The organism is Bradyrhizobium sp. CCH5-F6, from assembly GCF_001556045.1.
Taxonomy (GTDB): Bacteria; Pseudomonadota; Alphaproteobacteria; order Rhizobiales; family Xanthobacteraceae; genus Bradyrhizobium.
This window is the reverse complement of the sequence record NZ_LSIC01000094.1, coordinates 84226-110351: the sequence shown is the minus strand read 5'-3', so window position 1 is coordinate 110351 and position 26126 is coordinate 84226. Positions and strand designations below refer to the sequence as shown.

Genomic DNA, 26126 nt, shown 5'->3' with positions numbered 1-26126 from the left:
GAAGCTCTATAACTGAGCATATGGCTTTGAATGCCTGGTATGCAAGCACGTCCGCGCACGGAAACCGGCCTGCGGCGCTGAGCCGCTGGCCAGCTTGGCGCGCCGTCCGCCGCCGACCTATATTCGTCGCCTGGGAAGGAGACGGAGGCGACGATGCCGGGAGCTGTGACCGTGACCAGCGACGACCTCTGGCGGCAGCTGCGCGCAGAGGCTTGGCGCGCCGCCGCCACCGATCCCGTCTTCGGCGCGGTCCTTGCGGATGCCATTCTCGCCCACGGCGATTTCGCCGCCGCCTTGTCCGATCTGGTCGGGCGACGGCTTGCTGGCAGCGCCGCCCTGCGTACGCGCTTCACGGCATTCGCCGATGAAGCCTTCCACGGCGAGGCGGATCTGGTCGAGGCGGCAAGCCGCGATCTGCAAGCCATCGCCTTTCGCGACCCGGCCGTGACCGGCTTGTTGCCGCCGATGCTGCATTTCAAAGGGTATGCGTCGCTCCAGGCCTGGCGCGTGTCGAACTGGCTCTGGCGGCGAGGCCATACCGACGCGGCGCTGCTGTTTCAGAACGAGGCGTCGAACGTCTTGCAGGTCAGCATTCATCCGGCTGCGAGCCTTGGATCGTCGGTGTATCTCGACCACGCCACCGGCATCGTGATCGGTGCCAATGTCGTCATCGGCGACGAGGTCACCATCCTCCAGAACGTCAGCATTGGCCGCGGCAGCGAACTGCCGACGCGCTCGCCGCGGATCGGTCGCGGCGTCTTCATCGGCGCCGGCGCGACCATTCTCGGCGACATCAGTGTCGGCAATTTTGCCAAGATCGGCGCCGGCACGGTCGTGACCGGCGATGTGCCCGCCGGCTGCACGGCCATCGGCAATCCCGCACGGCTGACCAATTGCCAGGAACCCGCCTCCGCGGCTTGAGCCGCCACTTTTCAGGCCTCGCGCCCGGCACCGCCCGCCCATCTCCCTGCGCTGCCTGCGCTTTACGCAGACAAATTCGTGCCTGATAACCTCGCATTAACCAACGCCGGGCTCAGGTAATTGCGGACAGTCGCGCCCGGAGCCGTGTCGAGGCCCATAGTTTTGACATCTTGGCGGGGAATGCAGGCGGCCGGCTTTGGACGAGCCCTGCACCCCAGAAAGACAAGGCTTTGAGCGGGCTTGCCGGCCGCGCCGGTTCCAGCGCGGCCGTTGGGGAGCACCGGCCGCGGTTTTGCTGGCCGAAGGACATTAGGTAACGATCGCCTTGAGAGGATGCTGCTTATGAATCCGGCCGACGTGGCTCAGTCAGCCCTTCCGGTTGCTGCCTCCGCCGACGTGTCGCTGATTGCGCTGTTCTGGCAGGCTCACTGGATCGTGAAAGCGGTGATGCTGGGACTCCTGGCCTGCTCGGTCTGGGTTTGGGCAATCGCGATCGACAAGATCTTTCTGTACGCGCGCACACGCCGGTCGATGGACCGGTTTGAGCAGGCGTTCTGGTCGGGCGAGTCGATCGAGGAGCTCTATCGCACGCTCTCGGCCAAGCCGACGCATTCCATGGCGGCCTGCTTCGTGGCGGCGATGCGCGAGTGGAAGCGTTCCTTCGAGAGCCATGCGCGCTCGGTCGCGGGCCTGCAGATGCGTATCGACAAGGTGATGAACGTCTCGATCGCGCGCGAGGTCGAGCGGCTGGAACGCAGGCTGCTGGTGCTCGCAACCGTCGGCTCCGCCGGCCCCTTTGTCGGCCTGTTCGGCACGGTCTGGGGCATCATGTCGAGCTTCCAGTCGATCGCGGCGTCGAAAAATACCTCTCTGGCGGTGGTGGCCCCCGGTATCGCGGAGGCGCTGTTTGCGACCGCAGTCGGCCTTATCGCCGCCATTCCTGCCACTATTTTCTACAATAAGTTCACGTCGGAGGTGAACCGGCAGGCCCAGCGGCTCGAAGGCTTCGCCGACGAATTCTCAGCCATTCTGTCCCGTCAGATCGACGAGCGCGGCTGACCGACGGCGTGTATAATGTGAAGGGCAATTTGGACACCAGACCATGGGCATGAACGTTGCGGGTTCATCCGGAGGCGGCGGACGCCGTGGCCGGCGTAAGCCCGTCGTGGCCGAAATCAATGTCACGCCGATGGTCGACGTGATGCTGGTGCTGCTCATCATCTTCATGGTGTCGGCGCCGATGCTGACGGTCGGCGTGCCGCTCGACCTGCCGCAGACCCAGGCCAAGAGCATCGAAAACAACGACCAGAAACCGATCCAGATGTCGGTCGACATCAAGGGCAAGGTGTTCATCAACGATGCCGAGGTCGCGCTGAACGAACTGGTGCCCAAGCTCAAGGCGATCACGGATGCGCGCGGCGGGCTCGAGGAACGCATCTATCTGCGCGCCGACAAGAAGGCCGACTACGGGACCGTTGCCAAGGTCATGGGCCTGCTGTCCGGCGCCGGCTTCAAGAAGCTGGCCCTCGTCACCGAAGCGGATCAGGGGTAGACGGTGAAGGTGAACGTCGACAAGACACTCGTTGCGTCGATTGCCCTCCACGTCCTCGTGCTGGGATGGGGGCTCGTCACCTTCAGCAGCAAGGCCTACGTCGCGCCGGAGGAATCGCTTCCGGTCGACATCATCTCCACCGACCAGCTCGCCAAGATGATGGCGGGGCAGAAGACCGGCGAAAAGGACAAGCCGAAGCCCAAGGTCGATAAGATCGCGGAGCCCAAGCCGGAGGAAGACGCGGTCGGCAAGGTCACCGAGAAGAAAGAGCTGATCAAGACCAACTCGACGCCGGAGCCGCCGCCGAAACCCGTCGAGAAGCCGGTCGAGAAGAAGCCCGAGCCGCCGAAGCCCGTCACCGAGGCCAAGCCGAAGGAAGAGCCGAAGCCGCAGGAAAAGAAGCCTGATCCGGCCAAGGAAGATCCGATCGCCGAGCTCCAGAAGAAGCTGGAGACCAAGAAGCCGCCGCCGAAGCCGGTCGAGCAGAAGGTCGCGGCGGTGCAGCCGCAGCAGCAGCCGAAGCCGAAGGAGCGCACGTTCGATCCCGCGCAGATCCAGCGGGACCTCGACAAGCGCGCTGCCACCCGGCACGAGCTCACAGGAACGGCGCTGAATGCATCGGCTTCGCTGGGAGCAGCGACAGGGACTGCGGCTAACAATGTCGCGACCTGGAGGGGCGCATTCCAGGGTGCGGTCAAGCGCTGCTTCACGCCGACCTATAACGGGCAGGACGCCGATCAGTACGAGGCCGACATCGACATTCCCATGAAGATCGACGGATCGCTCGCCGCTGAGCCGATCGTTGTCGCGGTACGTGGACCTTCACGGTCGATTGCGCAGGCCGTGGCGGAGAGTGCCAAGCGCGCCATCGTCCAGTGCCAAGTCTATTCCTTCATGCCCAAGCAGCAATACGAGAGCTGGAAGCTCATTCCGATGACTTTCGGTCTGAAAGACATGTTGTGACATCCGAACAAAAGAATTTTGAGATGAATGACGCCAGCTCGATGAACCGCCGCCGCTTCATGACCCTGACCGGATCGACGCTCGCGATGCTCGGCGGCGGTCGTACCCTGGCTCAGGGCCAGCCGCGCATCCGCATTGATCCCACCGAATTCCAGCCGATCCCGATCGCGATCAGCAACTTCGTGCCGGGCTCGCCCTCCGACGGCGACGTGGGCAACGGCGTCACGCAAGTCATCACCAATAATCTGAAGCGCTCAGGCCTGTTCGCGCCGATCGATCAGGCCGCCTTCATCGAGCGCATCAGCAACATCGACGTCGCGCCGCAATTCCAGAACTGGAAGACCATCAACGCCCAGGCCCTGGTCACCGGCCGCATGACGCGGCAGCCGGACGGCAGGCTCAAGGCCGAATTCCGCCTGTGGGACGTGGTCTCCGGCCAGCAGCTTGCAGGCCAGCAATATTTCACCTCGCCCGAATATTGGCGCCGCATTGCCCACATCATCTCCGACCAGATCTACGAGCGGATGACCGGCGAGAAGGGCTATTTCGACAGCCGCGTCGTGTTCGTCGACGAGACCGGCCCGAAAGAGCGCCGCGTCAAGCGGCTCGCGATGATGGACCAGGACGGCGCCAATGTGCGCTATTTGACCCGTGGCTCCGACCTCGTGCTGACGCCGCGCTTCTCGCCGAACTCGCAAGAGATCACCTACATGGAGTTCGGCCAGGGCGATCCGAAGGTCTATCTCTACAACATCGAGACCGGCCAGCGCGAAATCGTCGGCAACTTCCCGGGCATGACCTTCGCACCGCGCTTCTCTCCGGACGGCCAGCGCGTCATCATGAGCCTGCAGCAGGGCGGCAACTCCAACCTGTTCGTGATGGATCTGCGCTCGCGCTCGACCACGCGCCTCACCGATACGCCGGCGATCGACACCTCGCCGTCCTATTCGCCCGACGGCACCCGCATCTGCTTCGAGTCCGATCGTGGCGGCAGGTCGCAGATCTACGTAATGGCGGCGGGCGGAGGACAGGCGCAGCGCATCTCTTTCTCCAAGGACGACACCAACGCCAGCTATTCGACGCCGGTGTGGTCGCCAAAGGGCGACTACATCGCCTTCACCAGGCAGGGCGGCGGACAGTTCGCGATCGGCGTCATGAAGCCGGACGGCTCCGGCGAGCGGCTTCTCACCTCCGGCTTCCACAACGAGGGGCCGACCTTCTCGCCGAATGGCCGCGTGCTGATGTTCTTCCGAGATCCCGGCGGCAACGGCGGGCCTTCGCTGTACAGCGTCGACATCTCCGGCCGCAACGAGCTGAAGGTACCGACGCCGGGCTTCGCCTCGGATCCCGCGTGGTCGCCGCTGCTATCCTCGACGTCGGGCTGACAGGATCGCGGCTGAAACATCGCGCGCTCAGACGCGCGATGCCGTCGAAAAGGCGCGTCGATTCTCCAATTTACAACGCCAGGTAAGCTTTCCTTCACCTTGAGCCCGGCAAGGCTTGCCTAGTTGCTTGAAATGTCAGCAGAAACGGGTTCGCTATTGCCGAAAAACAACCCGGCTTTAACGATGTTCCCTCAGAAAGGCTTCATCTGGCTTGAGTAAGAGTAGGCGCCAAACAGGACGCGCGTACAAACTCATATGCAGTTCTCAAGCCAGAGCGGAGAGCCGGACCAGCAGCAGGCCTCGCCGACGATTTCGGCGGCGCTGACCGATTCGCTGTTCGAGGCTCCCGGCACGGTGCTCACCGGCATCGTCTTCTCTGCATTCTCGGCTTCCTTGACGGCGCTCAAGACCGACCAGATCCTGATCTGGGGATTCGTCCCGCTTCTCATTCTCGCGGGAGCGATACGCGCTTTCGACCTGAGCCGCTACCAGGCCCAGAAATCCGTCCTGAGCGTTGAACAAGCGGCGCGTTGGCAGAAGCGCTACCAGATCGGAGCGCTCATCCAGGCCGCCGTGATCGGTCTGTGGTGTTCGACCACCCTGTTGAGCAATGACGACGCCATCGCTCACATGATCGCCCTCTCGGTCACCACCGGCATCGTGGCGGGAGGAGCGGGGAGAGCTTACGGGCGGCAGTGGATATTTCGTCTGCAAGCCACTTTGATATTCGGCCCGGCCGTGGTCGCGCTGGCGCTGCACGGCACGCCCTATTACGTGGCGATGTCCGTCGTCTGCGCCGCGTTTCTGTTCTCCGTCATGCGGCTCTCGGGCAATCTGCACAGGATATTCCTGCGGGCGGTTGTCGCGCGCGAGCGCGAGGCGGCGCTCGCCGGGCAGTTCGATACGGCGCTCAACAACATGCCGCACGGGCTCTGCATGTTCCGCGTCGATGGCCAGCTCGCGGTGATGAATCACCGCTTTGGCGAGATGATGAACCTGACCGACAATCTCGCGCAGACCAACACGAATGCGCGAGAGGTCGTCGCCGCTTGCGTCCAGGCGGGATCGATTTCGGCGGCGAGCGGGGACGCGATCATTGCCGAGATCGAAGCCGCCCAGGCGAAGGAAATCATCACCACCGACCCCGATCCGCACAGGAACCGCTCGCTGTCATGGACCGTGCAGCCGATGGCTGACGGCGGTGCGGTGGTGCTGCTCGAGGACATCACCGAGCGGCGCAACGCCGAGGCCAGGATCAGCCATCTGGCTCGCTACGACGAGCTCACGGCGCTGCCGAACCGTCTCAATTTCCGCGACGAGATAGAGCGGTTGCTCGCAGTGGCACGGCATTCGGAACGTCTGTCGGCCCTGCTCTTCATCGACCTCGACCAGTTCAAGCAGGTCAACGATACGCTGGGCCATCCCTGCGGCGACCAGCTCCTCTGTGCGGTCGCCAACCGCCTGCGCGAGATGCTGCGCCCGGAGGATTTCGTCGCCCGCTTCGGCGGCGACGAATTCGTCGTGTTCCAGCAGAACATCTCTTCGTCCGAGGACGCCGCGTCGCTTGCCCGCCGTATCGTCGAGCGGCTGAGCGAGCGCTATCGCATCGACAACCATCTGGTCGAGATCGGCGCCAGCGTCGGCATCGCGCTGACCTCGCCGGAGGGCGTGAGCGCCGATACGCTGCTCAAGAACGCCGACATGGCGCTCTACCGCGCCAAGGCCGACGGGCGCGGCACCTTCTGCTTCTTCCGCGACGAGATGGCGGCGACCGTCGAGGCGCGCCGGATCCTCGAGCTCGACCTGCGCAAGGCACTCGCCAACGAGGAGTTCGAGCTGTTCTATCAGCCGCTCGTCAATCTGAAGTCGGGCAAGATCACCACTTGCGAGGCGCTGCTGCGCTGGAATCATCCGGTGCGCGGCACGGTCTCGCCGGTGGACATCATCCCGGTCGCCGAGGACATGGGCCTGATCGTCGATCTCGGACGCTGGATCCTGCGCCGCGCCTGCATGGAATGCATGAAGTGGCCGGAGGGCGTCAGCGTCGCCGTGAACTTCTCTCCGCAGCAATTCCACCAGCGCGACGTCCTGAGCGAGATTCGCTACGCGCTCGAGGTGTCGGGCCTGCCGGCACATCGGTTGGAGATCGAGATCACCGAATCCTCGCTGCTGCGCAACACCCAGCTCACGCACGACATCCTGTCGCAATTGCATGCCCTCGGCGTTCACATCTCGCTCGACGATTTCGGGACCGGCTATTCCAGCCTCAGCTATCTGCACAACTTCCCGATGCAGAAGGTGAAGATCGATCGCTCATTCCTCGAAGGCATCGACTCGGACCGACCGCTGACGCTGTTGCGAGGTGTGGCGCGGCTGTCTGCCGACCTCGGCATGTCTGTCGTGGTCGAAGGAATCGAGACCAACGAGCAGCTCGAACTCATCAATGCCGACGGGACGGTGACCGAAGCTCAGGGTTACCTGTTCAGCCGGCCCGTTCCGGCGGTGCGCATTCGCCAGTTGCTCAATGCGTCCTACGGCGTTCGCTGCGGCGCGGATCAGGCGGTCGCAGCGTCGGCGCGATCGATCGCCTGATCTTCCTTCCTCGATCTTTGACGGCGTCTCGTTTTCCCGAGATTCTACGGAGGCAAAAGGTTAACCCTAACGTTTCTAACGCTTTGCAATTTGATTAAGGAACCATTAATCTCAACCCACTCGCAGAAGTTGCCAGTGCAGGGGTTGTTGATGAAATCCGGGGCCGAACCGCAAACGGCGCTTGTTCCACGCGGAGCCGCGCTGTTTGAGCGTATCGACTACCGGCTCGTCGAAACGCCGGAGGAAAAGGATCGCCTCCACCTGATGCGTTACCGGGCCTATTTGCAGGCCGGTCTGATCCCGCCGTCGGAGTCGCAGCGGGTGACGGACCGTTTCGACGACGCGCCCAATGTCTGGAACTTCGGCGTCTACGTCGACGACGAACTCTGCAGTTCCGTTCGCATCCACGTTCTGACGTCGGAATGGCGGATGTCCTACACGACCGAGGTGTTCGGCGACGTCCTGCATCCCCGCCTCGACCGGGGCGAGATTTTTATCGATCCGTGTCGATTCGTTGCTGATCCCGAAATGCAGCAGCGGTTTCCCGAACTGCCTTATCTGACCGTGCGGCTTCCCTTCGTCGCCTGCGAGCATTTCAATGCCGACGTCGGCCTCTCGATGGTGCGGACCGATCATCAGGCGTTCTACCGCCGCGTGTTCCTGTCCGAGACTCTCACTGAGCCGCGTTCATTCCCGGGCTGGCCGACGAAGAAGGCCGTCCTGATGGCCTCGGACTATCCCAAGGTCCGGGAAAAGATCCTGACGCGTTTCCCGATCATGCGTTCGAGCGCGTTCGAGCGGCGAATGCTGTTTGAACGGGGCACCCACCGGATCGCCCCGTCCCGACCGGTTCTTGTTGCCGGCGCCGTCGCCCAGGCCTGATTCCTCCAGCTCGTTTGTGGTTCGGTCCTGCGCAGAGTAGGGGTTTACCCCGCGAAAGCGCACGTTTTGGTCGTTGGCAAGGCTTGCCTTCACCCTTGCGCCACATTTACAACCCATTAACCACGATGGGTGCTTTTCGCTGGTTGGGGGCATTTGACCGGATGAGGCAAGGTTCCGTCAAGGTTGACGGAACGTTCGCTTAACCAACCCCCTGTAGACCGGACAGCAGTGGACTAACGCGAGCGTGGAGGCTCCGGAATGAAACATCCTATGCGTATCCTCCAGGGATTGAAGCTGGCCGCGGTGCTTGCCGTCGCGCTGTCGATGGGCGCCTGCGCCAACAAGAATGCCGCCACGGATGCGATGGCCAACGCTGCGACCCCCGGCAGCCAGCAGGATTTCGTCGTCAATGTCGGCGACCGCGTGTTCTTCGAGAGCGACCAGACCGATCTGACCCCGCAGGCGATCGTGACGCTGGAGAAGCAGGCGCAGTGGCTCCAGACCTACCCGCGCTACAGCTTCACCATAGAAGGTCATGCCGACGAGCGCGGCACCCGCGAATACAACATCGCCCTCGGCGCCCGCCGGGCCCAGTCGGTGCGCTCGTTCCTCGCCTCGCGCGGCATCGATCCGAACCGCATGCGCACGATCTCCTACGGCAAGGAACGGCCGGTCGCCGTCTGTAACGACATCTCCTGCTGGTCGCAGAACCGCCGTGCCGTCACCGTCTTGAATGCGAGCTCCTGACGTTCAGTCAGCCGCCGTTCAGCTTCGGAATTGGATGATGCCGGCGCCCTCTCGGGCGCCGGTTTCGTTTCAGCATTCTGTGACAGAAACCCCTTGGTACCAGTCACATTTTTGGCGTACTCCACTTCAATGTGTGGCGCGTCGAATGTTCCGTCACAGGCCATTTCGCTTTCGTCGTCAGGGCAAGATGTCATCCAGATTTAAGGTCTTTACGGGCACTGTGGCGACCGCCGCGCTGCTCTCCTTGTGCTCGCCCGCATTTGCGCAGTCGATCTTCGCGCAGTCGGACGATGCCGATGCGGAGATGCGGATCGAGCGGCTGGAGAACCAGCTGCGCCAGCTCACCGGCCAGAACGAAGAGTTGCAGTACCGCAACCGCCAGCTCGAAGAGCGGCTGCGGGCGCTCGAAGGCGGCGCCCAAGGCGCGCCCGGACAGGCGCCCAACGTCGCGGCGATGCCGCCCGCGCAGATCGCGCCCAGTCAAGCCGTGCCAAGTCAGGTCGCGCCAAGTCAGGTCGCGCCCGGCTATCGCCAGCCGCAGCAGCAGGCCGCGCAGCCGAGTTACGAGCAGCCTCAGATCGCTGCTCCTGCGCCGATCGTTCAGGAGCAGCCGGCGCCCGGCGCACCCGGTACGCGCCGCCGCGGCGATGCCTTCGATCCGAACCAGAACCCGAATGCGCCCGGCGCGCCGCGCGCGCTCGGCGGCGGGCAGCAGCCGATGCCGGCGGGAGTTCCGAACGGCGCGCCCGGCGGCCGCAACGCGGGCGAACCGCTCGATCTCGCCAACACCGCTCCTCGCTATCCGCAAGCCGCGCCCCCTGCCGTGCAGCCGGGCTATCCAGCGCCGGCCGGCGGCGCTGGCCTGACCACCCTGCCGCCCTCGGCCACGCCGCGCGACGAGTTTGACCTCGGCATCGGCTACATGCAGCGCAAGGACTATGCGCTTGCCGAGCAGACCATGAAGAACTTTGCGCAGAAATTTCCGAGCGACCCGCTCGTCGGGGAAGCGCAATACTGGCTCGGCGAGAGCTACTTCCAGCGCCAGCAGTATCGCGACTCCGCGGAAGCCTTCCTCGCCGTCACCACCAAATACGAGAAATCGGCCAAGGCGCCGGATGCGCTGCTGCGGCTCGGCCAGTCTCTCGCCGCGCTGAAGGAGAAGGAGGCCGCCTGCGCCGCCTTCGGCGAGGTTGGCCGCAAATATCCGCGCGCCTCCGCCGGCGTCAAAGCCGCGGTCGATCGCGAGCAGAAGCGGGTGAAGTGCTGACGCCCGGCATTTCCGTCCTGACAACACGGATGGTGCTGCGCTAAACGTCGTCGCGATCATCCGCTGATGATGCTGGGCCGCGTCATGTCAGACGACGACAATTCTCCGATCTCGGCGCGCGAGGCGAGGCGGCTCTTCGCCGGCCTGAAAAGCGCGCCTGCGCTGGTGCTCGCGGTCTCGGGCGGGCCCGACTCGGTCGCGCTGATGTGGCTTGCGGCGCGCTGGCGGCGCAGCCTCGCGCGCGGCCCGCATCTCACCGTCGTCACGATCGATCATGGCCTGCGGCGAGAGGCGCCGCGCGAGGCGCGCGAGGTCAAGCGGCTCGCCGCCGAGCTCGGATTGCCGCACCGGACCCTGCGCTGGCGTGGCGCGAAGCCGAAGACGGGGCTGCCAGCCGCAGCGCGCGAGGTCCGTTACCGCCTGCTCGCAGGGGCCGCGCGTGCCGCCGGTGCGAGCCATGTGCTGACGGCCCACACCCGCGACGACCAGGCCGAGACGCTGTTGATGCGCCTCCTCCGCGGCAGCGGACTTGCCGGGCTTTCGGCCATGGCTCCCCTCAGCGCGCGCGACGGAATCGTGCTGGCGCGGCCGCTGCTCGATGTCCCGAAGTCGCAGCTGATCGCCACTTTGAGGCGGGCGAAGGTCGGCTTTGTCGAGGACCCCACCAACCGGGACACCGCCTTCACCCGGCCGCGGCTGCGTGCGCTGCTGCCGCTTCTCGCGGCCGAGGGCGGCGATGCCCGCACGCTCGCGCGGCTCGCAGCAAGGCTGGCGCGGGCCAATGCGGCGGTCGAGGTGCTGGCCGACGGCGCCGAGCGCTTCCTCCGCTTGCGGGATCGCGGCGATGCGCCGCAGACGGGCGTCCTAAGCTTCGAGACCTCGGCCTTTGCCGCCCTTCCGGAGGAGGTTCGGCTGCGGCTGCTGCTGCGGGCCATCAACGCGGTTGGACATGAAGGGCCGGCGGAACTCGGCAAGGTCGAAACCCTGATGGCGGCATTGGACCAGGCCATGGCCGCATATCGCCGCGCCCGCGCCGGCAGCCGGCCGGTCCTGAAGCAGACGCTTGCGGGAGCCTTGATCAGCCTTGCCGGCGGGCGTATCCACGTCGCGCCGGCACCGGCCCGGCGGCGCGCCGGAAGATGAGCACGAATCAGGGCGGATCATGGCACCGGCCGTTTCGCCGCCGCGCCGTCAGGCCACCTTAACCAGGCCCGAAAAACACCCGATCGGGCGCCATTATTTCCGCGGGAATCGCTCTAAGATGGGATAAATAGTCCCATCTCGTTCCCTTGGCATCGACCGGGGCGGCACCTAAATTGTATCCGTCTAACCGAGAGGACTCCTTGGGATTTCCTCGCATTGACCAAAGCCACTGCCCAAGGATCAGGGTCGCGATCCGCGCGACCACGAAGGAAGATCGATGAACGCCAATCTGCGCAATTTCGCCCTCTGGGTCATCATTGTCTTGCTGCTGTTGGCGTTGTTCACGCTCTTCCAGAATCCGGGTCAGCGGGCGTCCTCGCAGGACATCGCCTTCTCCCAGCTCCTGAGCGAAGTTGATCGCGGCAATGTGCGCGACGTCGTGATCCAGGGGCCGGACATCCACGGCACCTTCACCAACGGCTCGAGCTTCCAGACCTATGCGCCGAACGATCCGACGCTGGTGAAGCGCCTCTATGACAGCAAGGTGCAGATCACCGCGAAGCCGCCGGGCGACAACGTGCCCTGGTTCGTCTCGCTCCTGGTCTCCTGGCTGCCCTTCATCGCGCTGATCGGCGTCTGGATCTTCCTGTCCAGGCAGATGCAGGGCGGCGCCGGCAAGGCGATGGGCTTTGGCAAGTCGCGCGCCAAGATGCTCACCGAAGCGCACGGCCGCGTCACCTTCGAGGACGTCGCCGGCGTCGACGAGGCCAAGCAGGACCTGCAGGAGATCGTCGAATTCCTGCGCGACCCCGGCAAATTCCAGCGCCTCGGCGGTCGCATTCCGCGCGGCGTGCTGCTGGTCGGCCCTCCCGGCACCGGTAAGACCCTGATCGCGCGTGCGGTCGCGGGTGAAGCCAACGTGCCTTTCTTCACCATTTCCGGTTCGGACTTCGTCGAGATGTTCGTCGGCGTTGGCGCTTCCCGCGTCCGCGACATGTTCGAGCAGGCCAAGAAGAACGCGCCCTGCATCATCTTCATCGACGAAATCGACGCGGTCGGTCGTCACCGTGGCGCCGGTCTCGGCGGCGGCAATGACGAGCGCGAGCAGACGCTGAACCAGCTGCTGGTCGAGATGGATGGCTTCGAAGCCAACGAGGGCGTGATCCTGATCGCTGCGACCAACCGCCCTGACGTGCTCGATCCCGCGCTGCTGCGTCCGGGCCGGTTCGACCGCCAGGTCGTGGTGCCCAATCCTGACGTCGTCGGCCGCGAGCAGATCCTGAAGGTTCACGTGCGCAAGGTGCCGCTGGCCCCCGATATCAACCTCAAGACCATCGCGCGCGGCACGCCGGGCTTCTCCGGCGCCGACCTGATGAACCTCGTCAACGAAGCCGCGCTCACCGCCGCCCGCCGCAACAAGCGGATGGTGACGCAGGCCGAGTTCGAGGAAGCCAAGGACAAGGTGATGATGGGCGCCGAGCGCAAGTCGCTCGTCATGACCGAGGAGGAGAAGCTGCTGACGGCCTATCACGAGGGCGGCCACGCCATCGTCGGCCTCAACGTGCCCGCCACCGATCCGATCCACAAGGCGACCATCATCCCGCGCGGCCGTGCGCTCGGCATGGTCATGCAGCTCCCGGAGCGCGACAAGCTGTCGATGTCCCTGGAGCAGATGACCTCGCGCCTCGCCATCATGATGGGCGGCCGTGTCGCCGAAGAGCTGATCTTCGGCCGCGAGAAGGTGACCTCGGGCGCAGCTTCCGACATCGAGCAGGCCACGCGCCTTGCCCGCATGATGGTGACGCGCTGGGGCCTCTCGGAAGAGCTCGGCACCGTCTCCTATGGCGAGAACCAGGACGAGGTGTTCCTGGGCATGTCGGTGTCGCGCACGCAGAACGCCTCCGAAGCGACCGTCCAGAAGATCGACTCCGAAATTCGGCGCCTGGTCGAGGAAGGTTACAAGGAAGCGACCCGCATCCTCACCGAGAAGCGCGCCGACCTCGAAGCGCTTGCCAAGGGCCTGCTCGAGTTCGAGACGCTGAGCGGCGACGAGATCATCGATCTGCTCAAGGGCAAGAAGCCGAACCGCGAATCCGTGCTCGAGCCCACCACGCCGCGCGCCTCCGCGGTGCCCCCCGCGGGCAAGCCGCGCCCGCGTCCCGATCCGGATCCGGGCCTGGAGCCGCAGCCGCAGGCCTGATCGCAAGCGGCAGACCGAATTGAAGAGCGCGGCGGAAACGCCGCGTTTTTTATTGACTGAATGCGCGTTCGCGAGCCGGCCTCCGCTGAATCCCTCCAGCGGAGTGAGCACCGCCGAACCGGTGCATTCATGTTCCCGCCGGCCCTTCATTCGAGCCTTGGCCGTTTTGCCGCAGCCAACTCGGCTGAACCTGTTGCGGTGGGTCAAGAAGGGGGACCTCGACGCCGCTAGGCTGAAATCTTCAAGGAGGGAAACATGGCTTTCAAGGATGTACTGCTGACCCTGACGAGCTATCCGGAACCGACGCCGGTCTCGGTGATCGACGATGCGGTTTCGCTAGCCGCCGTCCTGGATGCGCACCTCGCTGCCATTTCCTGCGAAGTGCATTTGGAAGTGCGCGGGAGCTTGCTTGGGGATGCGATCATAGACATCCCTGCGATGATCGCGCGCGAGGCCGCCAGGAGCCGCCAGAATGCGCAAGAACTGCTCGCGGCGTTCGAAGCGGCGGCCGCAAAGTCGGGCATTCGGCATGAGACCATCTTCGAGCAATGTGCAACCCAAGGCGAGCCGGGGCTGCTGGTCGAGTATGCGAGGCTTCGCGATCTCACGATCATGCCGATGCGGGAATCCCACGAGCGGTGGGATGCCGAGGAGGTGATCTTCGAATCCGGCAGGCCGACGCTGATCCTGCCTAGGGCTCCGCGCTCGCGTCCATTCCGGCTCGATGCCGTTTGCGTGGCCTGGGACTTCAGCCGGACCGCCGCCCGAGCGGTTTCCGACGCGCTTCCTTTGCTTGAAATGGCGAAAAACGTGCGCGTCGTTACCGTCACGCATGAAAAGGCTTTGGATTCCAAACGTTCCGCCGAAGAGCTGGCAAAGAACCTGGCCCGTCACGGCATCGCGGTCGTGCTGGACAAGATCGACGCCGAAGGCAAGCCGATCGGCGAGGTCCTCGAAGCGTACGTGCTGTCTCACGGCATCGACGTGCTCGTGATGGGCGCGTACGGAACGCCCAGGTGGCGCGAATTCGTGCTCGGCGGTGCGACGAGAAGCCTGCTGTCCAAGCCGCCGATCCCGATTCTGTTTTCGCATTGACGTTTGTCCATGCAAGAGGTGAGAACAGATGCTGCAACTCATCGACCGGGCAGCAGGACAACGCCGCACAAGTCTTCAAAGCTGATCAGATCGCTCACGCTGACGCACGCGGTGCTCTACGGGCTCGGCGTCACGATCGGCGCAGGAATCTACGTCCTGGTGGGGGCGGCCGCCGCACGGAGCGGGATGCATGCACCTCTGGCGTTCCTCGTTGCTGCCGTCGTGATGGGCATCACAGCCGGGACCTTTGCTGAACTGGGCACGCGGCTGCCGGTTGCGGCGAGCGAGGCGGCTTATGTCGAAGCCGCATTTCACCGCAAATGGCTCGGCGGTGCCGCAGGATTGCTCGTGGTGGCCGCGGCGACGATTTCAGGGGCCACCATCACGGTCGGAAGCGCCGGCTACATCGGTGTATTTCTGCCGCTGCCTGCCGCCTGGATCATCGCCGGCGTCGTGCTTGCGATGGGAGCGATCGCCTGCCTGTCGGCGGTTCAGTCCATCAGTTTCGCTGGACTGATGACGGTGGTGGAGATCGGAGGATTGATCCTCATCATCGGTGCCGGCCTGTTCGAGGGAGAGTCTCTGGTCTCTCGGCTGCCCGAATTGTGGGCTCCCACGAGCGACCTGGCAGCCTGGACCGGGATCGCACAGACCTCGCTGCTCGCCGTGTTTGCGTTCATCGGGTTCGAGCACCTGGTGAACATCTCCGAGGAAATGAAGAATCCTTCGCGCACCCTGCCTTGGGCCCTCTTCATCACCCTCGGCGTGACGGCGCTCCTCTACATGGCGGTTGCCTGGATTGCGGTGGTTGCCGTGCCGCCGGCCGAGCTCGCGCATTCATCAGCTCCTCTTGCTCTGGTATTTCAGCGTCTGACCGGGCTTCCCCTCTCGGTTCTGAGCGCGATTGCGGTCGTGGCGACAATCAATGGAATCATCGTTCACATGATCATGATCGGACGTGTGCTGTACGGCCTTGCGGACCAGGGCAGCCTTCCGGCTCTTCTCGCGAGGGTGAATGCCAGAAGCAGGACGCCGGTCGTCGCGACCCTCATCGGCGTCGGCGCCATCCTGATCCTCGCGCTCGGCGGTCCACTGACGGGATTGGCGGAATGGACCTCGCGATTGACGCTTGGGATCTTCGCCTTGGTCAATCTGGCACTGCTTCGAATCAAGGCAAACGAAGCACAGCCTCCCGCCGGCGTGTTCGTCGTTCCCGTTTGGGTGCCGGTTGCAGGGCTATTCACAAGCGCCGCATTGCTCCTGGTCGATCTCTTCGGATAGCGACGGCTTCAGGCGCGGTCGCATGCCCTCATTTGCGCACGCGCCAGACCGTCCAGCCGGGTTTCGACATCGGTTCGACTGGCTCCAGATAATCTGGAGCTTCACCGCGGCCGGGCTGCGCGGCGAGGCCCGCGGGCGCGATGCGGACCGCGCGCGCTCCGAGAGCCGCTCGCGGTGTGGTCCGCCTCGGGGCGAATGCGGGAACATTAAAGAAGAACTTAACGCTTGCGTTCTAGTTTGGCCCGCCATGTCTGACCAGGTCGTCCACAGCGCGGTTCAACCGTTTCCGGCACGTGCAGCGCTCCCTTGGCTGGTGGGCCTCAGCGTCTATGCCGCTCTGCTCATTTGTGGGCCGCGGCTGCTCGGCGATCCCGACAGCTATTCTCACATCGCGCTCGGGCGCTGGATCATGGCGCATGGCGCTCTGCCGGAAAGCGATGCCTTTTCGTTTTCGAAGCATGGCGCGCCCTGGATCACCTTCGAATGGCTGTCCGAGGTCATCTATGCCGGCGCGTACGCGATTGCCGGGTGGCCGGGCGTGGTGGTCGTCGGCGCGGCGGCGATCGCGCTCGCCTTCGGCTTGTTGACCTTCTTCCTGCTGCGCGAGCTTTCGCCGACCCTGACGCTGCTCATGGTGCTCGCGGCCGTCATCCTGCTGGCGCCGCACATGCTGGCGCGTCCACATGTCCTCGTCCTGCCGCTGATGGTGATCTGGGCGGCTGCCCTGGTCCGCTGCATGGATCGTGCGGGACCTCCGCCCTACTGGGCCCTGCCGCTGCTGGTGCTGTGGGCCAATCTTCACGGCAGCGGTGTGTTGGCGCTCGGGCTGATCGGCCCCGCGGGGCTCGAAGCGCTGTTGCGCGAGAAGCGCAGCGAATGGCCCCGCGCATTCTTAAGATGGCTGCCATTCACGGCCCTCGCCATTGCAGCCTCCTGCCTGACACCGCATGGGCCGGAACCGCTGCTCATGCCGCTGACGACGCTCGGCGCCGGCCAGGCGCTCCATTGGATCGCGGAATGGCGTCCCCAGGATTTCGGCCATGTCGGCGGTTTCGAGTTGCTGTTGCTGGGTGCAATCTTTGCGCTCTCGCGCGGCGTGACGTTGCCGGTCGTGCGGGTCTTGGTGGTGATCGGCTTGCTCCATTTTGCGCTGGCGCAGATGCGCAATGCGGATCTGCTGGCTGTGCTGGCGCCGCTCTACCTGGCGGCTCCGCTGGGGCGGCAGTTCGGCGGACCGGCCGGGGACAGTGCGGCGGTCTCGTCGCGTGGCCTGACTCTGGCCGGGCTTGGCGTCTTGATCGCGACGAGCGCGGTAGCCCTGGCGCATGACGTGAGACCGCCCGCGGCAATCTCACCCCAGGCCGCCATCGCTGAAGCCGACCTCGCCAAGGCGGGGCCCGTGCTCAACGACTATTCTTTCGGCGGCTACTTGATCTTCGCCGGCATCCCCACCTTCATCGATGGTCGCTCCGAGCTTTTCGGCGGACCGTTCATCGACCGCTACAATCGTGCCCTGGCGCTGATCGATCTCGGAGATTTTCTCAACCTTCTGGACGAATATCGCATTGGCGCGACTTTGCTCACGCCGCATACGCCAGCCGTCGCGATGCTCGACCGGCTACCCGGGTGGCAGCGCGTCTATAGCGATGACGTGGCGGTCGTGCACAAGCGGCGGGATAGCGCGGCAAGATAAGCTCAGGCGGTCCCAAAGGCGGCGTATTGGGCGCCGAGCGGCGTGCCGCTCAGGGCGGCTTCGAACCGCCGCGCCGGCTTGGTGTCCCAGGGTAGCAGCAGGAAATGGCGCGCGCTGATCTCCCGCAGACCGCTGGCAGCCATCAACTTCCGGGTCGTGCCGGCGCCAAGCAGGACGGCATCCCGGTCGAACTCGCAGCGCGACACGGCAAGGCGCGTCAGCGGATTGTACGGATTGTGCTCGATCACGCAGACGAGCCCCCCGGGGCGCGTCACACGCCGCATCTCGGCGACGAAGCGCCCCCATTGACCGGGCGCGACATGGTGCATCGCGCAGATGGCCGTGACCAGATCGAAGCTGGCATCGCCGAAAGGAAAGGTGCGCCCGTCATAGTCGCGATAATCGACCCCGGCGTTGTCGACGCGCGCCCGCGCCAGGCTCGCCGAAGAAACGTCGATGCCGCTTAGGCGGCCGGCGATGCCGTGCAGCAGCGGATGAAGGATGCCGATGCCGCAGCCGACGTCCAGCATTTCGGGCCTGTCCGTGTCGAGCCGCTGCGCGATCAGCTCGCCGAGCAAATCAGCCTTGGCGCGCATGAAGAAGTGGTGCGGCAAACCGGAGAAGTCGATCGAGGATTGGACGACGTCGCGGTAATTGTCGTAGTAACTGTCGAAGGTTTCGCTCATGCCAGTCATTCGTTGACGGCGTGAATCGCCGGTGCCGCCGTCTCGTCGCGGTCGAAGCCGGCGCGTGTCTGCACCACGTAGAGCGGGCGACGTTTCACCTCGGCATGGATGCGGCCGACATAGAGCCCCACGATGCCTGTCATCAGCATGTTGATTCCACACAGCAGCGACACGACGACGATCGTCGAGGACCAGCCGGTCACGAGATGACCGTCGTTGCCGATCCACAACAGGATCACCCAGCCGCCGTAGAGCAGTGCGAGTCCGGAGACCGTCAATCCGCACCAGATGGCAAGCCGCAAGGGCAGATCGGAAAAGCCAAGGGCGGCGTTCATCGCCAGCCGGACCATCTTGAACAGCGGGTATTTGGTTTCGCCGGCTGCACGCTCGAGGCGATGGAAGGCGACCTCGGTCTGGCGGAAGCCGAGCCAGGCGATCATGCCGCGTACGAAGCGATCCCGCTCCGGCATTTGCCGAAGGGCGTCGAGCACCTTGCGATCGATCAGGCGGAAGTCGCCGACATCGGCGGGGATGCCGACGGAGGACATCCTGCCGAGAAGCCGGTAGAACAAATGCGCGGTCGCACGTTTGAAGCGGCTTTCGCCTTCGCGCGACAGCCGGCGGGCGTGGACGATGTCGTTGCCTTCCTGCCATTTTGCGATCAATTGCTCGATCACCTCGGGCGGATCCTGCAGATCGGCATCCATGACGATGATCGCGTCACCTTCGGCGGCGTCCATGCCGGCGGTGATGGCGATCTGATGGCCGAAATTTCGCGACAGGCCGATATAACGAAAGCGCGGGTCGCGCGCGGCGAGCGCCCGCAGCACGATCGAGCTGGAATCGCTGCTGCCGTCATCGACGAAGATCGCTTCCGCCGGCCCGTCGAGCCGGGACAATACCAGGTCGAGCCGGCGCAACAGGACCGGCAACACGGCTTCCTCGTTGAACACGGGGATGACGAGGCTGTAGCGGATCGATCTGGAACTGGCCGCCATGCGAAGGAATCCAACCCGGGGTGCAGGGGCGCAAGTCTAGTTCGTCGATGGTTAAGGCGGCCTTGCCGCAACCGTTAGGGTTTCCGGGGACGAGACGCCGGGATTGGGCCGTCCGATGGCGGGTCCTGCAGGCGGGGCTGCGCCGCCGCTTCGGTCTAGGATTTGCGGATCTTGTAGAGAACAAATCGCTCCGAGGCGTCCAGCACCTCGAGCAGGTCCGGCAGCGGGTTCGCGGCCCGCGGTCCGAGCACATAGAGATAGTCGTAGTCTCGGACCCAGGTGCGGACAAATGGCGGGACGTCCGCTGGAGGCTGGCCTGCTGCTATCGCGCCAAGCAGGTCCAGAGGCACCGGCCCTCCGTAGGGAATGGCAAGACGGCGCACGGCCTCGCGCGCCCGCACCGGCTGCTTGCCCTCTTCGGTGAAGAGGTTGGGCACGAATGCGTTGGCATAATGGATGGCCAGCGTCGGCGCATAGAACATCGGATAAGAGGTGAGGTCGGCGAAGGGCGGGTCGCCCTCGTCGCCCGTGCTGCCGACGAGGACGCGCGAGCCGCGATCCAGCTTGCGGAACGACTCGATGATCGCCGCATAATCGGCGCGGTAAGGCAGCCACACCGCGAAGACGACGGCAAGATTGATCAATGTGATGCCGCTGATCACAGCGAGCGCGGCGATTCTCCACGCCCGGCCGGGCAGCGATAACGAGCAGAAGGCCGGCAGGATCAGGGCGGCGGCGGGAATCACGCGGAGATCGACGAACGAGGTTCCGAACAGTTTCGAAGGAATGGCGACGTACAGCAGCGCAAGGCCGATCGCGAGCCATATCCCGGTTGGATCGAGCTTGAGGACGCCGCGTCTTGTGGCGAAGTACAGCAAGATCGCGAGCGTCAGCCCGGTCGCCGCCGCTGCCGTCAGATTGTAGCCGTTCATGATGCGGAGCGGCCAAATCGGCTTGAACCCGAGGAACCAGCTCGTCCCTTCGCTTCCTATCGCGCCCGCCGTCATATGCATGACCCCCAACAGGACAAGCGCCGGGATGGCCAACGCGCCGAGCCGCGCGGCCGCGATCCCGTACGCTTGCTGGTGTCGGGCGCGCCAAAGCTCGTAGAGGCCGAGAGTGGCGCCGTAGATGCCAAGCGAAAAGAAATGCGCCACGAACAGCGCCGCGACGAAGATCGCGTTGGCCGCGAAACGCAGCGGCCATGGGCCTTCCGCCAGCATGAGATAGACGGCGATGCCCCAGAGAGCGACGCCCAGTCCGAACTCGAAATTCACGAAACCCCAGCTGAACGGCAGGCAGTAGAGGAAAGCGAGCGCAGCGAAGCCGGCAAATTCAATCCGTCCCTTTCGTGTCCATTCGAGAAGCAGCGCGCCGGAGACGATCAGCAATTGGCTCAGCAGCAGGAACAGCCGTGTGGCGTTCTCGACGCTCATCAGTTGCGCCATCTGCGGGACCAGCAGATCCATGCCGAGGTTGGGATAGAACGCCCACACCACCTCGTAATACGGATTTGCGCTGGGGGTACCGTTCTGGCTCAGAATGTACATGCGGGCGAGGTGATTGGGATAATCGACCATCGCAGGAATCGGAGTCAGCAGCACCGGAAGAAACGAGACCGCCGCCAGCATTGCAAGAACGCCAATCGCCACGGATCGGTCGGAGCGGAGACGATCCGGGATGGTCAAGGTCGGACTATCGGAAGACACCATGTCAGGGGATCGCTGGGTTTGAGCGCGGTGCTGGGTCTTGTCCGCGACTCTGATCTCAAGCGGTGGATCGAATTGAAGACAGCGGTGGAATTCCCGCCTCGCGAGACCTCGTCCGGCTATGCTCTCTTCCGAACACGAGGGCGATGAGAGCGATCGTGAGGAGCGGTGACAGACGTCCCGCAGGTACATAAACCGCCGGGCTGAGCAGCGGGACCATCCAGATGCCGAGCCCGATCAGCCAGTCGAGAAGGCGCGGAGCATCGATCGATGCGGCGAGCCACAGCACGACGGCGACCGCCAGCAGCGTCGCATCGTAGGGACCGGAATGCGGGGCCGCCAGCACGGTTGCCGCAAGCAACACGATCAACTTGCTGTCGGTGCCGAGCGAGGAGCGAAACGCCACGAAGGTCGCTGCCGCGCTGGAGAGGATCGCGCCCAATTGCAGGACCGAGGCAAGCCGCTCCGGCACGCCCAGCAGTACCGCGCAAGCCCAAACGCTGTGACCCCAGATGCGGCCATAGGCCAGCCATTTCTCATCGGGGCTGACCAGATTGGCGAATGCCTGCGGTACCCACCGGATCCACAACTCGATGCCGAAGATCATGGCGCTTGCGAGCGCCAATGCGAACGCCGAGCATGCAGCCGCGCACAGGCCGCGATATTGGCGCAGGCCCAGCAGCGCGAACGGGACGAGCAGAAAGAATTGCGGCTTGAAGCTCAGCAGTCCCAGGATGGCGCCGCCAAGCAGCGGCCGCGGTCCGAGCAGCCTGATGCCCGCCACCAACAGTGCGGCGACGAGAAACGCGCATTGTCCATCGGCCAGATTGAGCGATGCGGATGGCGATATCAGCACGGCTGCGATGATGTAGGGCGTCAGTTGCGGCTGCTCGGCGCGGTTGCGCAGCGCCCAGGCCAGGAGGCCTGCGGTCGCAGCCTGGAACGCGACATAGGAGCCAAGAAAGCCGAGCGGTGCGAACGGCAGCAGCAGAACCAGAAAGCTGGGCGGATAGAACCATGGACGGAACGCCAGCGGCGCCGTGAGCCATGATGCGAACGACTGGTTGAGATGCGCGGTGAATGCCTCGGCATCGATAACCAGCGCGAGATTGCCGGAGAGCATCGATCTGATGGCGCCGTAGAACACCATCCAGTCGGTGCCGGGGGCGATGTGGTTCAGTCCGATCCATCCAGGATGGACGAAGGTGGAGACCAGGATGCCCCAGCCGAACAGTGCCGCGATCGCCAAGGCCGGCAGGAACATCAGGGGGATTTGGATCCGGCGACGCGCTGGAGTGGGCACCGACGGTTGAAGGGACATGCTCATTTGAGAGCATCCTTCGGGAGTTCCGCTCCCGGCACCACGCCGGTCTGCCGGTCTTCGCGCACATGGATCACTGCAATGTCGTCCGCATAGATCCGCTTCCAGCCCTTGAGCTGGTCGAGGATCTGCGGACCCGGCGCGTCGGCGACCAGGAGCGTCGCGTCGATCCTGTATTCATCCAGCAGGCGCGGCAGCAATTCGGGCTTCTTGCCTTCCGTCGCCTTGAAGAAGTCCATGACGAATTTCTCGCCATAGAGCTCGGCGCGGCCGTCGACGAAAACGGGAATATCGCGCGAGATCAGGTAGCCGCCGAACTGGTAGGCGTTGAAGATGCGCTGCACCTTGCGCTGCTCGAGCAGGTCGACCGCCGCAACCGGCGTCTGCGTCATCGTGAAGGTGAATCGGTGGTGCCCCATGTAGAGCGACGTCGAGGTCCAGGCCGCCGCCACGATCATCAGCGCGCCGAGGGCGGTGACATAGCGGGCCGGCCAGCGGTCGGCCCCGGCGACGTCGGGCGCCGGGCGCGGGAACATCTCGCCGAGCGGCTTTGCCAGCACCAGCGGCATCAGGAACGCAAATGCTTCGATGCTCCTGACATGCGTCAGCGCGCTCCAGGTCAGGAAGAGAATCAGGAAGATCCGGGGCGCGGAGAGCACGAGGCCACGGTAATAGCCGAATGCGATCAGCGCGAGCAGGGCGCCCTCGAACGGGGTGAACGTGGTGAAGTTCGCCGGCATCCATTCGAAGATCAGCGACAGCAGCTCGCCGAGGCTGAGGATGTTGGTCGCGCCCTGCAGCGTTCGCCAGCCATACGGTGTGCAGCAGCTCGCGATCAGCGCGCCGATTCCGAACAGGACCCAGCGCATGAACAACCGAAGCCGTCGGCCCTTCTCGGCATGCTCGACCGCTTCGAGCGAGATCGGGCCGATCAGCGCGAGGCCCAGCACGAAGCCGCCGTGCAGGTTCGCCCAGAGCGCCATCAGCGGCAGCCAGGTCCAGGACGGCGCGCTCTTGCGGTCGGCAGCCGCCATCAGCAGGCCGAACCACGCCACCATGACGGGCAGCGCCAGAATATGCGGGCGGGCGAGCACGTGATTCATCGCCAGCAGCATCGCCAGCATCGCAAACAGCACCGCGCGCGGTGCCTCGATCTGCGCCTCGAGGAAATGGACGAAGAGGGCGGCGGCGAGCGCGACCCCGATCGCGGTGATGATGACGGGGCCCGCCCAGCCCCATTGCGTGTAGGAGAAGGCGAACAAGACCTGCGACAGCCACGATGTCGAGATCCAGGCTTCGCCGGTGCGCGTGAAAGAGTAGAAGTCGGCATACGGCATGGCGCCGTGATCGAGGATCCATTGCCCGATCTTGATCTGCCAGAACGAGTCGGAATCCTGAAGCAGCGTGTCGCCGAGATAGAGGAAGAACAGATAGGCGCCGGCGCCGACGCACAGCGGCACCAGGCCCCGCGCGCGGCTTTGCGCCGCGATGCTGTTGGCAAAGGAAAGGGACATGCCGCCTCGTCGTCCTGGTGTTCTCGTCGGCCCGAGCATGATCCGGAAGAGTGTGTAGCGGTTTTCCCGAAAGATCATGCCCAAACGATAACCTCAAGCGCGGCGAACGAATTCATCTCATCGCGCGCAGCTCTGAGCGAGCGGCATTGGAGCACGGCGGTCATAACTTCGGGTAAACCGGTTGCGCCGGTTCGGCATCGTGTCCGGACAATTTAACGGATTGTTTTAGAGTTCAATTTACCATGGGCGAATACACGCAAACCGCCCGGTGTTTACGCAGTCGAATTAACTGCGGCGAAATTCTTTGCCCCTACGTTCGGTTCCATGGTCGGGCGGCGCTGGGAAGCCGAAAAGACCAGATCTGTTGTAGCCTCGTGTACTCATTTGGAGCACTCTATGAAGAACCTCGTTGCGCGTTTCCTGAAGGATGAATCCGGCGCCACCGCCATTGAATACGGCCTGATCGCTGCCGGCATCGCGCTGGCGATCATCACCGTCGTCAACAACCTCGGCACCTCGCTGAACACCAAGTTCACCTCGATCTCGACCAGCCTCAAGTAAGGCCGGGACGATCTGACGGTTTCGAGAGCCCCGTCTCGGACGGGGCTCTTTCCTTTTGGGCGAGGCTTCAGTTCTCTTGGGTGAGGCTTGCCGGTCCAGTCGGCGAAGCCCGCGACAGGGGCACGCATCTGCTTCTCATCCTTGTTCAGTCCTCGACGCTGGTTTGCAGCAGGTTGAGTGGCCGGTGCATCGCTCTTCTTTCGCGGATCATTGCCGTCTCCATCCGATTCGGCAGATGCGGCGCCCTCGCCGGTCCCTATGAAATTCCATCATTGTTCGAGGCGGGATTTCCCGACATTGCACGACAGTGCGAGGTCGCGCTGCATCACCCTCGATGCCTTCGATCGTGATGGTCTGGCGGCTTCTGCTCCAAACGACCCGGCGAGGGACATCAAGATTCATCGACAGCGTAATCTCATCCTGGTGGACGTCGGTCACTTCACCTCGGCAGAGCCGTCCTTCCTCCTCGCGCTCGAGAGTAAAGCACCATCACGCAACCAAAAGTGTGGAGACCGAGCGGCGATCGTTTCAGTTGGAAGTCGCGCAAACAGCCTCTCGCATCCCGAGCCCACTCGCCAACACCGCCGCTATGGAGTGCATGCCTTTACGGGCAAGCAGGTTCGGCGGCATGGCGCCGCGAGCAATACTAATGGTGTTGGCAGCCAGGCTTGGCGCCTCCGTCCGCTCGCAGTGACGCTTCGCGCATTTCCCATCTTGTCATTCAGTCTGAATAGTTGTTCAGTCCTTGCGGGGCGATTTGCATCTTTCGACGTGACGAAGCGTTTGGCCGCAGGGCGTGCGGCTGGCGTGTGGGACAGGAAGCGCGCCATGGTTTATCGGCGGACGCATCAAGTGGTGAAGCGCCTGGCGGCGCGGCGCAGTGCGATACTGGCGGCGGCGCGGGAGGCGGCGGCCGAAGGCGGGATGGCCGCGGTGCAGATCGCGCCGGTCGCGGTCCGGGCCAATGTCGCAGCCGGCACGGTCTACCGCTATTTCCCTTCCAAGGCGGAGCTGATCTCCGAGCTCATCGCCGAGGTCTCCCGCGACGAGCTCGCGGCGATCCGAAGGGCGGCCGATGCCGCGCCGGGGCCGTCCTCGGCGCTGGCGGCCGCGGTGACGACCGTGGCGGTCCATACGCTGTCGCAGCGCAGGCTGGCCTGGGGCATCCTGGCCGAGCCCGTCGATGTCGATGTCAGCGCCTCGCGCCTTGCCAGCCGGCGCGAGATCGCCGGCGAGATCGCCTCGCGGATCGACGCGGCCGTGCGTGCCGGCCATCTGCCGGCGCAGGACACCGCGCTCGCCGCCACCGCATTGCTCGGTGCGCTGCACGAGTCCCTGGTCGGGCCGCTCGCGCCCGACAATCTCGATGACCCCGTCAAGATGCGCGACGCCGTGCAGACCGTGACGCTGCTGGCGCTGCGCGCCGTGGGCGTCATGGACGCCCGCGCCAGAGGTCTGGTGGTGCAGCAGACGCTGCTGCCGACGACCAAGGCACTGGTTGGGGCGTAGAATCGGTCACGCGACCGAGGTGGAGACCCGATCGCGCTCAGGCCGTTGGCCGGGCTCGCTTTTTCGAAAAACCGCAGCACGCGCGCCGAAGCGGCTTTCTACTGTGC

At 64.5% G+C, this 26126-nt stretch carries 21 protein-coding genes; 16 read left to right on the top strand and 5 right to left on the bottom strand.

Annotated elements, in window-relative coordinates:
• Positions 1–153 precede the first annotated feature (153 nt).
• The 14 genes from AX729_RS16970 (at position 154) to AX729_RS16905 (ending at position 17721) form a co-directional block, all read left to right on the top strand.
• Positions 154–921: a serine acetyltransferase domain-containing protein gene (locus AX729_RS16970; RefSeq protein ID WP_061024995.1), complete on the top strand. Its 768-nt coding sequence runs from the start codon at positions 154–156 to the stop codon at positions 919–921.
• 342 nt (positions 922–1263) lie between these two features.
• Complete coding sequence (tolQ, locus tag AX729_RS16965) at positions 1264–1980, top strand: protein TolQ (RefSeq protein ID WP_014492404.1); 717 nt, start codon at positions 1264–1266, stop codon at positions 1978–1980.
• A gap of 43 nt (positions 1981–2023) precedes the next feature.
• Complete coding sequence (gene tolR / locus AX729_RS16960) at positions 2024–2473, top strand: protein TolR (protein WP_061024993.1); 450 nt, start codon at positions 2024–2026, stop codon at positions 2471–2473.
• Positions 2474–2476: 3 nt separating this feature from the next.
• Complete coding sequence (gene tolA, locus AX729_RS16955) at positions 2477–3436, top strand: cell envelope integrity protein TolA (protein ID WP_061024990.1); 960 nt, start codon at positions 2477–2479, stop codon at positions 3434–3436.
• 41 nt (positions 3437–3477) lie between these two features.
• A complete protein-coding gene (gene tolB / locus AX729_RS16950; RefSeq protein ID WP_061025300.1) occupies positions 3478–4821 on the top strand; it encodes a Tol-Pal system beta propeller repeat protein TolB in 1344 nt (447 codons plus the stop codon).
• Positions 4822–5076: 255 nt separating this feature from the next.
• The gene (locus AX729_RS16945; RefSeq protein ID WP_061024988.1) at positions 5077–7413 is read left to right on the top strand and encodes a putative bifunctional diguanylate cyclase/phosphodiesterase; all 2337 of its coding nucleotides are present in this window, start codon (positions 5077–5079) and stop codon (positions 7411–7413) included.
• A gap of 150 nt (positions 7414–7563) precedes the next feature.
• Complete coding sequence (locus AX729_RS16940) at positions 7564–8295, top strand: N-acyl amino acid synthase FeeM domain-containing protein (RefSeq protein ID WP_061024986.1); 732 nt, start codon at positions 7564–7566, stop codon at positions 8293–8295.
• 258 nt (positions 8296–8553) lie between these two features.
• A complete protein-coding gene (pal, locus tag AX729_RS16935) occupies positions 8554–9042 on the top strand; it encodes a peptidoglycan-associated lipoprotein Pal (RefSeq protein ID WP_018641585.1) in 489 nt (162 codons plus the stop codon).
• Positions 9043–9229: 187 nt separating this feature from the next.
• Positions 9230–10309 carry a tol-pal system protein YbgF gene (ybgF, locus tag AX729_RS16930; protein ID WP_061024984.1) on the top strand — a complete coding sequence of 360 codons (1080 nt, stop codon included), beginning with the start codon at positions 9230–9232 and terminating at the stop codon, positions 10307–10309.
• A gap of 84 nt (positions 10310–10393) precedes the next feature.
• Positions 10394–11452: a tRNA lysidine(34) synthetase TilS gene (gene tilS, locus AX729_RS16925; RefSeq protein ID WP_061025298.1), complete on the top strand. Its 1059-nt coding sequence runs from the start codon at positions 10394–10396 to the stop codon at positions 11450–11452.
• A gap of 277 nt (positions 11453–11729) precedes the next feature.
• Positions 11730–13652: an ATP-dependent zinc metalloprotease FtsH gene (ftsH, locus tag AX729_RS16920; RefSeq protein WP_061024983.1), complete on the top strand. Its 1923-nt coding sequence runs from the start codon at positions 11730–11732 to the stop codon at positions 13650–13652.
• A gap of 255 nt (positions 13653–13907) precedes the next feature.
• Positions 13908–14747 (top strand): universal stress protein, encoded by an 840-nt coding sequence (locus AX729_RS16915; RefSeq protein ID WP_061024980.1) that lies wholly within the window; start codon positions 13908–13910, stop codon positions 14745–14747.
• Positions 14748–14756: 9 nt separating this feature from the next.
• Complete coding sequence (locus AX729_RS16910) at positions 14757–16028, top strand: APC family permease (protein ID WP_063817253.1); 1272 nt, start codon at positions 14757–14759, stop codon at positions 16026–16028.
• Between the two features lie 247 nt (positions 16029–16275).
• Entirely contained in the window at positions 16276–17721 is a 1446-nt protein-coding gene (locus AX729_RS16905) for a hypothetical protein (protein ID WP_061024978.1), read from the top strand.
• A gap of 2 nt (positions 17722–17723) precedes the next feature.
• Here the strand turns inward: AX729_RS16905 and AX729_RS16900 are convergent, their stop codons facing one another.
• From AX729_RS16900 to AX729_RS16880, 5 genes are all read right to left on the bottom strand, one after another.
• Positions 17724–18407: a class I SAM-dependent methyltransferase gene (locus AX729_RS16900; protein ID WP_061024976.1), complete on the bottom strand. Its 684-nt coding sequence runs from the start codon at positions 18405–18407 to the stop codon at positions 17724–17726.
• A 5-nt stretch (positions 18408–18412) separates the two neighbouring features.
• Entirely contained in the window at positions 18413–19405 is a 993-nt protein-coding gene (locus tag AX729_RS16895; RefSeq protein WP_061024973.1) for a glycosyltransferase family 2 protein, read from the bottom strand.
• A 155-nt stretch (positions 19406–19560) separates the two neighbouring features.
• The gene (locus AX729_RS16890) at positions 19561–21117 is read right to left on the bottom strand and encodes a hypothetical protein (RefSeq protein ID WP_061024972.1); all 1557 of its coding nucleotides are present in this window, start codon (positions 21115–21117) and stop codon (positions 19561–19563) included.
• Between the two features lie 55 nt (positions 21118–21172).
• Complete coding sequence (locus tag AX729_RS16885) at positions 21173–22441, bottom strand: glycosyltransferase family 87 protein (RefSeq protein WP_245325231.1); 1269 nt, start codon at positions 22439–22441, stop codon at positions 21173–21175.
• On the bottom strand, positions 22438–23949 hold the full coding sequence (locus tag AX729_RS16880; protein ID WP_061025294.1) for a hypothetical protein: 1512 nt from the start codon (positions 23947–23949) through the stop codon (positions 22438–22440). The genes AX729_RS16885 and AX729_RS16880 overlap by 4 nt, the downstream gene beginning before the upstream one ends.
• Positions 23950–24345: 396 nt before the next feature.
• Between AX729_RS16880 and AX729_RS16875 the strand changes: the two genes are divergently transcribed.
• Positions 24346–24510 (top strand): Flp family type IVb pilin, encoded by a 165-nt coding sequence (locus AX729_RS16875; protein WP_061024969.1) that lies wholly within the window; start codon positions 24346–24348, stop codon positions 24508–24510.
• A gap of 828 nt (positions 24511–25338) precedes the next feature.
• Positions 25339–26019 carry a TetR/AcrR family transcriptional regulator gene (locus AX729_RS16870; protein WP_061025292.1) on the top strand — a complete coding sequence of 227 codons (681 nt, stop codon included), beginning with the start codon at positions 25339–25341 and terminating at the stop codon, positions 26017–26019.
• The last annotated feature ends 107 nt before the right edge of the window (positions 26020–26126 follow it).

What these genes read in the sequence shown, in the direction of transcription:
- AX729_RS16970 (WP_061024995.1), top strand. Translation starts at nt 154, where the DNA reads ATGCCGGGAGCTGTGACCGTGACCAGCGACGACCTCTGGCGGCAGCTG.
- tolQ (WP_014492404.1), top strand. Translation starts at nt 1,264, where the DNA reads ATGAATCCGGCCGACGTGGCTCAGTCAGCCCTTCCGGTTGCTGCCTCC.
- tolR (WP_061024993.1), top strand. Translation starts at nt 2,024, where the DNA reads ATGGGCATGAACGTTGCGGGTTCATCCGGAGGCGGCGGACGCCGTGGC.
- tolB (WP_061025300.1), top strand. Translation starts at nt 3,478, where the DNA reads ATGAACCGCCGCCGCTTCATGACCCTGACCGGATCGACGCTCGCGATG.
- AX729_RS16945 (WP_061024988.1), top strand. Translation starts at nt 5,077, where the DNA reads ATGCAGTTCTCAAGCCAGAGCGGAGAGCCGGACCAGCAGCAGGCCTCG.
- AX729_RS16940 (WP_061024986.1), top strand. Translation starts at nt 7,564, where the DNA reads ATGAAATCCGGGGCCGAACCGCAAACGGCGCTTGTTCCACGCGGAGCC.
- pal (WP_018641585.1), top strand. Translation starts at nt 8,554, where the DNA reads ATGAAACATCCTATGCGTATCCTCCAGGGATTGAAGCTGGCCGCGGTG.
- ybgF (WP_061024984.1), top strand. Translation starts at nt 9,230, where the DNA reads ATGTCATCCAGATTTAAGGTCTTTACGGGCACTGTGGCGACCGCCGCG.
- tilS (WP_061025298.1), top strand. Translation starts at nt 10,394, where the DNA reads ATGTCAGACGACGACAATTCTCCGATCTCGGCGCGCGAGGCGAGGCGG.
- ftsH (WP_061024983.1), top strand. Translation starts at nt 11,730, where the DNA reads ATGAACGCCAATCTGCGCAATTTCGCCCTCTGGGTCATCATTGTCTTG.
- AX729_RS16915 (WP_061024980.1), top strand. Translation starts at nt 13,908, where the DNA reads ATGGCTTTCAAGGATGTACTGCTGACCCTGACGAGCTATCCGGAACCG.
- AX729_RS16910 (WP_063817253.1), top strand. Translation starts at nt 14,757, where the DNA reads ATGCAAGAGGTGAGAACAGATGCTGCAACTCATCGACCGGGCAGCAGG.
- AX729_RS16905 (WP_061024978.1), top strand. Translation starts at nt 16,276, where the DNA reads ATGTCTGACCAGGTCGTCCACAGCGCGGTTCAACCGTTTCCGGCACGT.
- AX729_RS16900 (WP_061024976.1), bottom strand. Translation starts at nt 18,407, where the DNA reads ATGAGCGAAACCTTCGACAGTTACTACGACAATTACCGCGACGTCGTC.
- AX729_RS16895 (WP_061024973.1), bottom strand. Translation starts at nt 19,405, where the DNA reads ATGGCGGCCAGTTCCAGATCGATCCGCTACAGCCTCGTCATCCCCGTG.
- AX729_RS16890 (WP_061024972.1), bottom strand. Translation starts at nt 21,117, where the DNA reads ATGGTGTCTTCCGATAGTCCGACCTTGACCATCCCGGATCGTCTCCGC.
- AX729_RS16885 (WP_245325231.1), bottom strand. Translation starts at nt 22,441, where the DNA reads ATGAGCATGTCCCTTCAACCGTCGGTGCCCACTCCAGCGCGTCGCCGG.
- AX729_RS16880 (WP_061025294.1), bottom strand. Translation starts at nt 23,949, where the DNA reads ATGTCCCTTTCCTTTGCCAACAGCATCGCGGCGCAAAGCCGCGCGCGG.
- AX729_RS16875 (WP_061024969.1), top strand. Translation starts at nt 24,346, where the DNA reads ATGAAGAACCTCGTTGCGCGTTTCCTGAAGGATGAATCCGGCGCCACC.
- AX729_RS16870 (WP_061025292.1), top strand. Translation starts at nt 25,339, where the DNA reads ATGGTTTATCGGCGGACGCATCAAGTGGTGAAGCGCCTGGCGGCGCGG.